The organism is Bacillus sp. 1A (genome assembly GCF_052682215.1).
Window position 1 is genome coordinate 6,270,944 of sequence record NZ_JBQYLZ010000001.1, and the last position, 14,057, is coordinate 6,285,000.

6 protein-coding genes, 5 rRNA genes and 1 pseudogene (1 of these 12 cut by a window edge) are annotated in these 14,057 nt (G+C 41.9%); 4 read left to right on the top strand and 8 right to left on the bottom strand.

The genetic code is table 11. The features are described from left to right. Positions 1–13: 13 nt before the first annotated feature. Positions 14–958: an NAD-dependent epimerase/dehydratase family protein gene (locus ACUN0F_RS32030; RefSeq protein ID WP_445540859.1), complete on the bottom strand. Its 945-nt coding sequence runs from the start codon at positions 956–958 to the stop codon at positions 14–16. A gap of 270 nt (positions 959–1,228) precedes the next feature. On the opposite strand from ACUN0F_RS32030, the gene ACUN0F_RS32035 reads away from it, so the two are divergent. The 4 genes from ACUN0F_RS32035 (at position 1,229) to ACUN0F_RS32050 (ending at position 5,141) form a co-directional block, all read left to right on the top strand. After that, on the top strand, positions 1,229–2,023 hold the full coding sequence (locus tag ACUN0F_RS32035; protein WP_445540782.1) for a sulfotransferase family 2 domain-containing protein: 795 nt from the start codon (positions 1,229–1,231) through the stop codon (positions 2,021–2,023). A gap of 204 nt (positions 2,024–2,227) precedes the next feature. Next, positions 2,228–2,950 (top strand): class I SAM-dependent methyltransferase, encoded by a 723-nt coding sequence (locus ACUN0F_RS32040; protein ID WP_445540783.1) that lies wholly within the window; start codon positions 2,228–2,230, stop codon positions 2,948–2,950. A gap of 26 nt (positions 2,951–2,976) precedes the next feature. Then, the gene (locus ACUN0F_RS32045) at positions 2,977–3,849 is read left to right on the top strand and encodes a class I SAM-dependent methyltransferase (protein ID WP_046953676.1); all 873 of its coding nucleotides are present in this window, start codon (positions 2,977–2,979) and stop codon (positions 3,847–3,849) included. A 215-nt stretch (positions 3,850–4,064) separates the two neighbouring features. Continuing rightward, positions 4,065–5,141 carry a glycosyltransferase WbsX family protein gene (locus ACUN0F_RS32050; protein WP_445540784.1) on the top strand — a complete coding sequence of 359 codons (1,077 nt, stop codon included), beginning with the start codon at positions 4,065–4,067 and terminating at the stop codon, positions 5,139–5,141. Positions 5,142–5,155: 14 nt separating this feature from the next. On the opposite strand, the gene rrf (ACUN0F_RS32055) is transcribed toward ACUN0F_RS32050, so the two are convergent. The 7 genes and pseudogenes from rrf (ACUN0F_RS32055) to ACUN0F_RS32085 all read right to left on the bottom strand — a co-directional run. Further along, a 5S ribosomal RNA gene (rrf, locus tag ACUN0F_RS32055) occupies positions 5,156–5,271 on the bottom strand. Positions 5,272–5,320: 49 nt separating this feature from the next. Further along, positions 5,321–8,242: ribosomal RNA gene (locus ACUN0F_RS32060) — 23S ribosomal RNA — on the bottom strand. A 146-nt stretch (positions 8,243–8,388) separates the two neighbouring features. Then, positions 8,389–9,940: ribosomal RNA gene (locus tag ACUN0F_RS32065) — 16S ribosomal RNA — on the bottom strand. Together the 16S, 23S and 5S rRNA genes form the textbook arrangement of a ribosomal RNA operon. Before the next feature lie 346 nt (positions 9,941–10,286). Continuing rightward, positions 10,287–11,018, bottom strand: a complete 732-nt coding sequence (locus tag ACUN0F_RS32070; RefSeq protein ID WP_046958411.1) for a DsbA family oxidoreductase — start codon at positions 11,016–11,018, stop codon at positions 10,287–10,289. 184 nt (positions 11,019–11,202) lie between these two features. Next, positions 11,203–12,159 (bottom strand): annotated as a pseudogene (locus ACUN0F_RS32075) (alpha/beta hydrolase). A 241-nt stretch (positions 12,160–12,400) separates the two neighbouring features. Further along, positions 12,401–12,516 (bottom strand): 5S ribosomal RNA (gene rrf, locus ACUN0F_RS32080). Positions 12,517–12,565: 49 nt separating this feature from the next. Further along, positions 12,566–14,057: ribosomal RNA gene (locus ACUN0F_RS32085) — 23S ribosomal RNA — on the bottom strand; it runs 1,430 nt beyond the window's last position.

A 14,057-nucleotide genomic window follows, 5' to 3' on the forward strand; every position in this document is an offset into this window, starting at 1 on the left:
AGGGCATGGTTTATTATTTTTTACTATATAAGAACTCTTCAATCCATAGCTTATTTAATCTAATTCCACTTTTGAAATCTATTTTCGGTTCCCAGTTACATTCTCGTCTTACTCTATCTATATTTAAAATGATTTTTTGAACATTTTCTTGCCTTTGTTTATAGCAGGTAAAGTCCACTTTTCTTTCCGTTAATTTCTCCAATTCTACTATAATTCGTTTTAAAGAGAGACCCTTGCCGCTCCCTATGTTATACACACAAGATTTCAAACGATTTAATTGTGATAGTTGTATAGTGATTTCAACTAAATCATCGATATAAATATAATCTCGAATAATCTCTTGCGGATTCCCATATATATTAATCTTTTCATTACTGAGATGCTGATACAAAAAACAGTTTATTGCCCCAACTTTCTTTAAAGGATTTTGATATTTTCCATATGGATTAGAATATCTACATACAACATAGTCAATTCCGTATTTTTTCTTATAAAAGTATAAGTAATTTTCAAGCGACACTTTTGTTATTCCATAAGGAGAAAGTGGTTTTAATGGATGTTCCTCATCAATAGGTAAATATTCCGGTTCACCATAAACCGTGCCTCCAGAAGATGCTAATACAATTTTTTTAACAGGAAAATTTTTAACACTTTCCATGAAGTTAAGAAAAAAAAAGCTACTGTTTATATCTCCGAAAACATCTTCAATTGAAGTTGCTACATTAGACGTTGCAGCTAAATAAATAATAACATCCACATTCACTAAAGCTTTATATATATCTTCAACATTTGCTAAATCACCTTTAATAAATTCAACATCACTTATAATATTTTGAGGAAAATTATTTATATGTCTGGAAAATACTTTTACATTTTGACCTTGTTTCAATAAACCTAATGCGAGGTTAATACCAATGAAACTATTTCCACCTACTATTAAATAATTATTCTTCCTCATAATATCCTCTCTAGTAATAAGATTTTTGCTTATCACACCTAGAAATTCAACTAAATGAACTTGGTCACTTCTATTATTCATCCCCTTATCATTGTATGCTTCCTATAAATTTTCATTATCTTTATTTTATATTTTCCTTTTAGAATCGCTATCTTATTTAAGCTGACCGCAAAAAACACTCATACTATTTACTCATTCCCATGAATATATTGGATTAGTAAAAACTTCCCTTCTCCATAAATAAAAATTTCAAAAAGGAGGACTACATGTATGAAGAATGTAAATCAAGAGCTTTTAAATCATGTAATCCTACATAAAGATCGAATCCCACATTTCCATAAAGACTTTCCACTTATACTATTCTGGAGCCATAGAAGCGGATGTACCGCCTTAGCTAATTGGTTCTTTTTTCAAATTGGATTGTTTAATGAAGCAAAGAAATACCATGACTTTATTCATTACTATGAATTCTGGGTGTATAAAAACAACACTAACTACATACCAGAGTTACAAAATGGGCTTCTAACAGCAAATAAAGATGTTTGTAAACTTGTACGGAATCCCTACAAAAGGGCCGTCAGCTCATTTTTATTACTTGCTGACAATCCATATGCTAGCCCTCAATGGGAAAATATCCGCCACTATTTGTATAATGACAAATATAGTAACCGTGGAGTATCATTTAAACAATTTTTATATTACATTCGAGCATTGGGTTCAAATTCCCTAGCAATGGACATACATTTTAGTCAGCAATACGTTCCAGGTGAAGAAAATTTCATCCAATACTATATTCCTTTAGAAGATTTTAATACACAAATCACTAAGATAGAACACACGTACGATTTGATTAAATCCAATTTAGCGCTTCTTACAAATTCAGATCATCATCGGGCTCATAAGATGCTTTATACAGGAAGTTATGCAGAACTCAGCATTACAGATGCCACCTTCCCTCGCTTTCCAACATATGAAAGCTTTTATGATGAAGAAACAATGGCGTTAGTTACAGAAATATATGCACAAGACTTTGAAATGTATCCGTACACAAAAGGGATATTCTAAGTCGATACATTCTTCAATGAATAAAAGCGAATGTATCGCATAGCATAAAGTGAAACTTTAATTAGCGTGGGGTTCTCTCCCGCTAATTATTCCATTCTACCAATCTCACTTTTATGGGTTCCCTAATTTCCACCCACTCTCTTTGATTTCACTGATTGTTGACGTGTGTGTCATATGCATTTTTTTACAAAGGAGTGATGTCATGTGGAAGGTAATTTGAAGCACAATAATGGATATTGCGTTATCTGTGAGAAGGAAACTACATTTATAGAGCATAATGATTGGCTTAGAGATCATTACTTATGTTCTACATGTCACTCTATACCAAGGCAGCGAGCTATAATCCATGTTTTAAATACATTTTTTCCTAAATGGGGTTCCTATCATATCCACGAATCCTCTCCTGGGGGAATTACAACTCAGCTACTTATAAAAAACTGCAAAAACTATACGTATTCTCAATACTTTAAAAACTATCCTCTCGGCCAATACTTTCAAGGAATTAGATGTGAGAACTTAGAAGATATGACTTTCCAAAATGAATCTTTTGATTTGTTCATTACTCAAGATGTCTTTGAACATGTAATGAAGCCAAACAAAGCCTTTAAAGAAATAGAGCGTGTATTAAAGCCTGGCGGTGCTCATGTGTTTACTGTCCCTTGGTATCATACACTCACAAAGACTTTACAAAGAGCAAGAATCAATAAAGAAGGAATCGAATATATTGAGGAGCCAATTTATCATGGTAATCCTATTGATGAGAACGGGTCTTTAGTAACATTTGATTGGGGTCAAGATATGATTGAATATATTTATACACATGCAAATATGTATACCATTGTTTATTTACAAAAGGATAGATCACTGGGGTTAGATGCTGAATTTCTACACGTTTTTATTAGTAAAAAACACGAAAATAATTTTTAGGTACTATATAATTTGGAGGTTAACAAATGAATAACTTCAAGTTAGGAAATGATTTTGATAACCTTGTTAGCCCGCTTTCTGATGTTGAACTTCTAAATCTATTTATACAAAGTTGCTCACAAACAAAGATAAACGGCATCCCAGTACCTATGTTCCCCCCTGAAGAAATTCAACAACAGTTTGTAGGTGCTTCCTATGAACATGCTCTTTATGAAGCATATTTGTTTTATAGCCATGTAAAAACGTATGCCCAAAATTTAGGTGTCCCCTTGAATAAAGAACGTAAAATTCTAGACTTTGGTTGCGGATGGGGAAGAATTATACGTTTCTTTTTCAAAGATGTTCGCGATGAAAATTTACTTGGTATTGATGTAGATCCCCTCATGATTACTCTTTGTAATGAAACGTTAGGAAGAGGGATATATAAAACAGCCAACCCACAACCTCCTGTAGAATTTATTAATGACAATTCATTAGATATCATATTTGCTTATTCTGTATTCTCACATTTATCCGAAGAAACAGCAGAAAATTGGATAAAGGAATTTTCAAGAATTCTTCGTCCAGGTGGCATCTTCATCGCCACAACACAAGCACGCTATTTTCTCGATTTCTGTCAACAATTCAAGGAACACCCTGAATTAATTCAAACCGGGTGGCATAAAACTTTATCTCAAGCGTTTCCAGATATAAATCGTGCTATCTCGGATTATGAAAGCGGCAATTTTGTCCACAGCCCTACGGGAGCTGGAGACGTTAGAAATAGTAGCTTCTATGGAGAAACCGTTATACCTAGAACTTATATTAAAAATCGCTATGAGAAGTATTTAAAGCTACGGGATTTTTTTGATGATACAAACCGGTTACCCCAAGCTCTATTTGTTCTCCAAAAAGATTAACTCTTTTCGCTCATTGTATAATGAAGATCCTTTTGTATCTCAGCCGTATATATTAAATCATCAAAGATTTCCATATCAAGCAAACTGTACAAAAGAATTCATTATGCAGCATAAACACAGTAAGTTAATAACATATCTCATGCTTTAACTAGATTCGAAAAATCAAAAGTAACTTCCCACCACTTGAACTACGAAGAACATAAGGGGGATATATCTTGAAAATAATCGCTTTTTACTTACCACAGTTTCATCAAATAAAAGAAAATGACCGATGGTGGGGGAAAGGGTTTACTGAATGGACAAATACTAAAAGTGCACGACCTTTATTTTCAGGACATTATCAACCTAGAGAACCTTATCAAGATTTTTATTACGACTTAACCACCCCATCCGTAAGAAAGTGGCAAGCAGAAATCGCCAAAGCACACGGCATATATGGTTTTTGTTATTACCATTACTGGTTTAAAGGAAAGAGGCTATTGGAGACACCCTTTAATGAGGTGCTTAAGACGGGCGAACCAGATTTTCCATTTTGCCTTTCTTGGGCAAATGAACCGTGGACAAAAACTTGGGATGGTCTTGATAGTCACATATTAATGCCTCAAAATTATGGAGAATTATCGGATTGGAAAGAACACTTTGAGTATTTATTGCAAGCTTTCCAAGATGAGAGATATATCCGTATAGACGATAAACCACTATTCATTATTTATCGTCCCGGGCATATTCCCGATTGTGAACAAATGCTTCATTATTGGAATACACTCGCACAAGAAAATGGTTTGAAAGGTATATACTTTGCAGAAACATTAAACAGCTTTCCACTTCCTAATATAAATGGATTTGATGCTAGCATTCAATTCGAGCCTTTTTATACAATTGCTCATGATAGCTCTTCAGACATAAATAAGACAATATATGAGTCTGGTAAACAAATAAACGCTTGGGATTATGATAAAGTGTGGATGTATATACTAAAGCGATCTCCTCCAGAGAAAAAAACATTTCCTGGTGCCTTTGTTGACTGGGACAATACAGCTCGCCGCAAAGACTTAAATAGCAGCATCTTCCTAGGTTCTACCCCTAGGAAGTTCACGATATATTTAAGCAAACAAATCCAGCGTACCTATTCTCTTTACAACAGCGAGTTTTTATTTATTAATGCGTGGAATGAATGGGCCGAAGGTACTTACCTAGAACCAGATAAAAGGCATGGATTCGCCTATTTAGAAGGAGTTAAACAGGCTATTAACAGAGGTATGAAAGCATACAAAAAAGACGAGTCATTCTGACTCGTCTTAAAGTTGCTTGGCGACGTCCTACTCTCACAGGGACAAGGTCCCAACTACCATCGGCGCTAGAGAGCTTAACTTCCGTGTTCGGTATGGGAACGGGTGTGACCTCTCTGCCATCATCACCAAACCATGAAGGCATATTCCTTCAAAACTAGATAACATTTGCTACATATTATATGGTTAAGTCCTCGATCTATTAGTATTCGTCAGCTCCACATGTCACCATGCTTCCACCTCGAACCTATCAACCTGATCATCTTTCAGGGATCTTACTAGCTTACGCTATGGGAAATCTCATCTTGAGGGGGGCTTCATGCTTAGATGCTTTCAGCACTTATCCCTTCCGCACATAGCTACCCAGCTATGCCCTTGGCAGAACAACTGGTACACCAGCGGTGCGTCCATCCCGGTCCTCTCGTACTAAGGACAGCTCCTCTCAAATTTCCTACGCCCACGACGGATAGGGACCGAACTGTCTCACGACGTTCTGAACCCAGCTCGCGTACCGCTTTAATGGGCGAACAGCCCAACCCTTGGGACCGACTACAGCCCCAGGATGCGATGAGCCGACATCGAGGTGCCAAACCTCCCCGTCGATGTGGACTCTTGGGGGAGATAAGCCTGTTATCCCCGGGGTAGCTTTTATCCGTTGAGCGATGGCCCTTCCATGCGGAACCACCGGATCACTAAGCCCGACTTTCGTCCCTGCTCGACTTGTAGGTCTCGCAGTCAAGCTCCCTTATGCCTTTGCACTCTACGAATGATTTCCAACCATTCTGAGGGAACCTTTGGGCGCCTCCGTTACACTTTAGGAGGCGACCGCCCCAGTCAAACTGCCCACCTGACACTGTCTCCCGGGTCGATAAGACCCGTAGGTTAGAATTTCAATACAGTCAGGGCGGTATCCCACCAGCGCCTCCACCGAAGCTAGCGCTCCGGTTTCAATGGCTCCCGCCTATCCTGTACAAACTGTACCAAAATTCAATATCAGGCTACAGTAAAGCTCCACGGGGTCTTTCCGTCCTGTCGCGGGTAACCTGCATCTTCACAGGTACTATAATTTCACCGAGTCTCTGGTTGAGACAGTGCCCAAATCGTTACACCTTTCGTGCGGGTCGGAACTTACCCGACAAGGAATTTCGCTACCTTAGGACCGTTATAGTTACGGCCGCCGTTTACTGGGGCTTCAGTTCAGAGCTTCGCTTACGCTAACCCCTCTCCTTAACCTTCCAGCACCGGGCAGGTGTCAGCCCCTATACTTCGCCTTACGGCTTCGCAGAGACCTGTGTTTTTGCTAAACAGTCGCTTGGGCCTATTCACTGCGGCTTTCCGTTAAGAAAGCACCCCTTCTCCCGAAGTTACGGGGTCATTTTGCCGAGTTCCTTAACCAGAGTTCTCTCGCACACCTTAGGATTCTCTCCTCGCCTACCTGTGTCGGTTTGCGGTACAGGCACCTTTTATCTCGCTAGAAGCTTTTCTTGGCAGCGGGGAATCAAAGACTTCGCTCCATAAGGAGCTTCCCCATCACAGCTCAGCCTTCATGATAAGCGGATTTGCCTACTTATCAGCCTAACTGCTTGGACGTGCACAACCAATCGCACGCTTCTTCTATCCTTCTGCGTCCCTCCATTGCTCAAACGATAAAGAGGTGGTACAGGAATATCAACCTGTTGTCCATCGCCTACGCCTGTCGGCCTCGGCTTAGGTCCTGACTAACCCTGAGCGGACGAGCCTTCCTCAGGAAACCTTAGGCATTCGGTGGACGGGATTCTCACCCGTCTTTCGCTACTCATACCGGCATTCTCACTTCTAAGCGCTCCACCAGTCCTTCCGGTCTGACTTCACTGCACTTAGAACGCTCCCCTACCACTGATACCATTGGTATCAATTCGCAGCTTCGGTGGTGTATTTAGCCCCGGTACATTTTCGGCGCAGAGTCACTCGACTAGTGAGCTATTACGCACTCTTTAAATGGTGGCTGCTTCTAAGCCAACATCCTAGTTGTCTAAGCAACTCCACATCCTTTTCCACTTAATACACACTTTGGGACCTTAGCTGGCGATCTGGGCTGTTTCCCTCTTGACTACGGATCTTATCACTCGCAGTCTGACTCCTAAGGATAAGTCATTGGCATTCGGAGTTTGACTGAATTCGGTAATCCGATGAGGACCCCTAGTTCAATCAGTGCTCTACCTCCAAGACTCTTACACTTAAGGCTAGCCCTAAAGCTATTTCGGGGAGAACCAGCTATCTCCAGGTTCGATTGGAATTTCTCCGCTACCCACACCTCATCCCCGCACTTTTCAACGTGCGTGGGTTCGGGCCTCCATTCAGTGTTACCTGAACTTCACCCTGGACATGGGTAGATCACCTGGTTTCGGGTCTACGACCACGTACTAAACGCCCTATTCAGACTCGCTTTCGCTGCGGCTCCGCCTCTTCAGCTTAACCTCGCACGGGATCGTAACTCGCCGGTTCATTCTACAAAAGGCACGCCATCACCCATTAACGGGCTCTGACTATTTGTAGGCACACGGTTTCAGGATCTCTTTCACTCCCCTTCCGGGGTGCTTTTCACCTTTCCCTCACGGTACTGGTTCACTATCGATCACTAGGGAGTATTTAGCCTTGGGAGATGGTCCTCCCAGATTCCGACGGAATTTCACGTGTTCCGCCGTACTCAGGATACATTCAAGAGAGAACGAAGTTTCGACTACGGGGTTGTTACCCTCTACGACGGACCTTTCCAGGTCGCTTCGTCTACCTCGTTCCTTTGTAACTCCGTATAGAATGTCCTACAACCCCAAGAGGCAAGCCTCTTGGTTTGGGCTATGTTCCGTTTCGCTCGCCGCTACTCAGGAAATCGCATTTGCTTTCTCTTCCTCCAGGTACTTAGATGTTTCAGTTCCCTGGGTCTGTCTTCCTTACCCTATGTATTCAGGCAAGGATACCATACCATTACGTATGGTGGGTTTCCCCATTCGGAAATCTTCGGATCAAAGCTTACTTACAGCTCCCCGAAGCATATCGGCGTTAGTCCCGTCCTTCATCGACTCCTAGTGTCAAGGCATCCACCGTGCGCCCTTTCTAACTTAACCAAACTAAAATTAAAAAAATATGAGCTACACTGTTATCTAGTTTTCAAAGAACATACATTTATATATGAGAGATAGTTCTCTCAAAACTGAACAAAACGAAACACGGAAACTTATATTGATGAACAGCGTTCATCAATTCTCCATAGAAAGGAGGTGATCCAGCCGCACCTTCCGATACGGCTACCTTGTTACGACTTCACCCCAATCATCTGTCCCACCTTAGGCGGCTGGCTCCATAAAGGTTACCCCACCGACTTCGGGTGTTACAAACTCTCGTGGTGTGACGGGCGGTGTGTACAAGGCCCGGGAACGTATTCACCGCGGCATGCTGATCCGCGATTACTAGCGATTCCAGCTTCATGTAGGCGAGTTGCAGCCTACAATCCGAACTGAGAACGGTTTTATGAGATTAGCTCCACCTCGCGGTCTTGCAGCTCTTTGTACCGTCCATTGTAGCACGTGTGTAGCCCAGGTCATAAGGGGCATGATGATTTGACGTCATCCCCACCTTCCTCCGGTTTGTCACCGGCAGTCACCTTAGAGTGCCCAACTTAATGATGGCAACTAAGATCAAGGGTTGCGCTCGTTGCGGGACTTAACCCAACATCTCACGACACGAGCTGACGACAACCATGCACCACCTGTCACTCTGCTCCCGAAGGAGAAGCCCTATCTCTAGGGTTTTCAGAGGATGTCAAGACCTGGTAAGGTTCTTCGCGTTGCTTCGAATTAAACCACATGCTCCACCGCTTGTGCGGGCCCCCGTCAATTCCTTTGAGTTTCAGCCTTGCGGCCGTACTCCCCAGGCGGAGTGCTTAATGCGTTAACTTCAGCACTAAAGGGCGGAAACCCTCTAACACTTAGCACTCATCGTTTACGGCGTGGACTACCAGGGTATCTAATCCTGTTTGCTCCCCACGCTTTCGCGCCTCAGTGTCAGTTACAGACCAGAAAGTCGCCTTCGCCACTGGTGTTCCTCCATATCTCTACGCATTTCACCGCTACACATGGAATTCCACTTTCCTCTTCTGCACTCAAGTCTCCCAGTTTCCAATGACCCTCCACGGTTGAGCCGTGGGCTTTCACATCAGACTTAAGAAACCACCTGCGCGCGCTTTACGCCCAATAATTCCGGATAACGCTTGCCACCTACGTATTACCGCGGCTGCTGGCACGTAGTTAGCCGTGGCTTTCTGGTTAGGTACCGTCAAGGTGCCAGCTTATTCAACTAGCACTTGTTCTTCCCTAACAACAGAGTTTTACGACCCGAAAGCCTTCATCACTCACGCGGCGTTGCTCCGTCAGACTTTCGTCCATTGCGGAAGATTCCCTACTGCTGCCTCCCGTAGGAGTCTGGGCCGTGTCTCAGTCCCAGTGTGGCCGATCACCCTCTCAGGTCGGCTACGCATCGTTGCCTTGGTGAGCCGTTACCTCACCAACTAGCTAATGCGACGCGGGTCCATCCATAAGTGACAGCCGAAGCCGCCTTTCAATTTCGAACCATGCAGTTCAAAATATTATCCGGTATTAGCCCCGGTTTCCCGGAGTTATCCCAGTCTTATGGGCAGGTTACCCACGTGTTACTCACCCGTCCGCCGCTAACTTCTTGAGAGCAAGCTCTCAATCCATTCGCTCGACTTGCATGTATTAGGCACGCCGCCAGCGTTCATCCTGAGCCAGGATCAAACTCTCCAATAAAGTTAGTTTGTCTAGCATCTAAAAATAAAAATTGACGTTTCACGTTGTTTGTTTCGTTCAGTTTTCAAAGAACTACTCGGTCGCTCATTTGCGACTCCCTTATGTTAACATCTTCATGTTTCAATGTCAACTAAGTTTTTCATTTCGTTTGCCGCGTTCTGCGTTATTGCATCGGCGACTTTTTCTATATTACACCTCTAAGATAAAACCGTCAATATGTTTTTATAAAAAAACTTCATTTTTTATAAACCCTATTTACGTTATTAAATTATGTATTTATATACCTCTTCTATAAGAATAGATAAGCAACCCATAAACTCTATGGGTTGCTATTCCTTCATAAAAACTATTGTTCTTTTGAAGGTACCGAACAACTTTCATCCGTACAAGACATATCGCTTCCACCCTCTGAAGAAAGCTCTTGTAACTTAGGTGCAGGATTCTCTTCTTCCCACACTTGTTGAAGTGCACCGACAAAAGTTTCGAGTGGTTGCGCACCTGAAATAGCATACTTTTGATTAATAATAAAATAAGGTACTCCTGAAATTTGATATTGCTGAGCAATCGCTTCATCAATTCTAACATCATTTGCATATGCACCTTTATCATTAATAACACGTAAAGCTTCTTGCTTGTCTAAACCTGAAGCTTCAGCAATAGTAGCAAGCGTATCCACATCACTTAAATTTCTCGATTCAGTGAAATATGCAAAAAGTAGATTTTCCGTAATCTCTTTTTCTTTCCCTTGATCCTTTGCAAATTTAGCTAGACGATGCGCATCAAAAGTGTTCGTCGGCTTCATCTCTTCAAAATTAAAATTTAAACCCATACTAGCTGCATGATTGCCTAGTTGTATATTATTACGCTTAGCTTCTTCAATACTAATCCCATACTTTGATGCAAGTACTTCATTAATACTTGTTCCAGAATAGATTGGAGCATTTTGGTCTAATTCAAAACTTTTAAACTCAACTTCAACATCCTTCTTATGCGGAAATTGCTCTAAAGCCATTTCTAATCTACGTTTCCCAATATAACAAAATGGGCATACAAAATCTGACCATACTTCAATTTTCATAGAAACACCTCATTAACATGTAGTTTTCAATTATTGTAGCACTGGCAATAAGGAATTCAAAAATTTATGCTTCAAACCTTATATACTACAAACTAAAATAAGTTTTTAAATAGAAAAAACGATAATCAAAAGTATAAAAACATTTCCTTCTGATTATCGTATATACAAATCTAAAACAATCTAATTACGCTGGAATGTATCTCCCCACGAACTTCCATACGGTATTCCAATATTTATTCAATCTACCTTCTCGGCTTCTCCATGTCCAGCACCTGGAACAATTAATTTCTCTTTTTCTACTTTTGCAGCATTATATACTTCATCTAACATTTCATAAGGAACAAATGTATCAGCATCCCCATGAATAAATAGCATAGGTGTTTTACTTTTCGCCACTTGTTTTATAGCTGAAGCTTCTTCTAAATCATATCCAGCTCTTAATTTTGTAACTGTATTTGCCGCATTCATAACAGGAAACTTCGGCAAGTGGAATAAATCGTTTAATTGATAAGTAAATTCATCAATAACTGTTGAGTATCCACAATCTTCAATAATAACTTTAACGTTAGAAGGTAACTCTTCACCTGAAGTCATCATTACAGTTGCCGCACCCATTGAAACACCAAAGAGTGCTATTTCAGCATTAGGGTCTTTCTTTACAATTTGTTGAATCCAAATCAAAATATCTTTACGATCATGCCAGCCCATCCCTATATAATCACCTTCACTATTTCCATGCACGAAGGTCTGGCGCTATGACGTTATATCCTTGTTCATAAAAGTTCCGGATATATTTCGTCATTTTCGATGCCCTACTATCATATCCATGAACTACAATTGCCCATTTATGGCTAGATTGTTCATTCATATATTCATAACCTGTTAATTTCAACTTATCGAAAGAATTTATGTTTCGTGTATTAGGTTTATGATTTGATACAAAGTTCGCATCCTTTTCTTCATTTGTAGCGAACACACCTCCCGATGCATTCACAGTTTCTACTAAGTGAGGATTATCCTCTAAAAACTCTTTCTCTTGTTTCGCATTCAACGCATAATTATAAAAATAATTCCCGACTAACATATAAGTAATTGCTAGAAGGACTAAAACTACTATAGTAATTACACCTATCTTTTTCATATTATCTCCTTAAAAAAATTTAAATCTTCCTATATTAAAGTACCTCGAAAAACAACTGTACTATTTTAACACACCGATAGATTGCTTCTACAAAAATAGAATAGAAAATCTTAAACTACACATCAAAAATGATGAAAGAAAATGAATATGAGGGGATCAAAAGAATACGGATTACTTACTTGAAGCTGATAAGAAGTTTAAAACACAAAAAAGACGAGTCATTCTGACTCGTCTTAAAGTTGCTTGGCGACGTCCTACTCTCACAGGGACAAGGTCCCAACTACCATCGGCGCTAGAGAGCTTAACTTCCGTGTTCGGTATGGGAACGGGTGTGACCTCTCTGCCATCATCACCAAACCATGAAGGCATATTCCTTCAAAACTAGATAACATTTGCTACATATTATATGGTTAAGTCCTCGATCTATTAGTATTCGTCAGCTCCACATGTCACCATGCTTCCACCTCGAACCTATCAACCTGATCATCTTTCAGGGATCTTACTAGCTTACGCTATGGGAAATCTCATCTTGAGGGGGGCTTCATGCTTAGATGCTTTCAGCACTTATCCCTTCCGCACATAGCTACCCAGCTATGCCCTTGGCAGAACAACTGGTACACCAGCGGTGCGTCCATCCCGGTCCTCTCGTACTAAGGACAGCTCCTCTCAAATTTCCTACGCCCACGACGGATAGGGACCGAACTGTCTCACGACGTTCTGAACCCAGCTCGCGTACCGCTTTAATGGGCGAACAGCCCAACCCTTGGGACCGACTACAGCCCCAGGATGCGATGAGCCGACATCGAGGTGCCAAACCTCCCCGTCGATGTGGACTCTTGGGGGAGATAAGCCTGTTATCCCCGGGGTAGCTTTTATCCGTTGAGCGATGGCCCTTCCATGCGGAACCACCGGATCACTAAGCCCGACTTTCGTCCCTGCTCGACTTGTAGGTCTCGCAGTCAAGCTCCCTTATGCCTTTGCACTCTACGAATGATTTCCAACCATTCTGAGGGAACCTTTGGGCGCCTCCGTTACACTTTAGGAGGCGACCGCCCCAGTCAAACTGCCCACCTGACACTGTCTCCCGGGTCGATAAGACCCGTAGGTTAGAATTTCAATACAGTCAGGGCGGTATCCCACCAGCGCCTCCACCGAAGCTAGCGCTCCGGTTTCAATGGCTCCCGCCTATCCTGTACAAACTGTACCAAAATTCAATATCAGGCTACAGTAAAGCTCCACGGGGTCTTTCCGTCCTGTCGCGGGTAACCTGCATCTTCACAGGTACTATAATTTCACCGAGTCTCTGGTTGAGACAGTGCCCAAATCGTTACACCTTTCGTGCGGGTCGGAACTTACCCGACAAGGAATTTCGCTACCTTAGGACCGTTATAGTTACGGCCGCCGTTTACTGGGGCTTCAGTTCAGAGCTTCGCTTACGCTAACCCCTCTCCTTAACCTTCCAGCACCGGGCAGGTGTCAGCCCCTATACTTCGCCTTACGGCTTCGCAGAGACCTGTGTTTTTGCTAAACAGTCGCTTGGGCCTATTCACTGCGGCTTTCCGTTAAGAAAGCACCCCTTCTCCCGAAGTTACGGGGTCATTTTGCCGAGTTCCTTAACCAGAGTTCTCTCGCACACCTTAGGATTCTCTCCTCGCCTACCTGTGTCGGTTTGCGGTACAGGCACCTTTTATCTCGCTAGAAGCTTTTCTTGGCAGCGGGGAATCAAAGACTTCGCTCCATAAGGAGCTTCCCCATCACAGCTCAGCCTTCATGATAAGCGGATTTGCCTACTTATCAGCCTAACTGCTTGGACGTGCACAACCAATCGCACGCTTCTTCTATCCTTCTGCGTCCCTCCATTGCTCAAACGATAAAGAGGTGGTACAGGAATATCAACC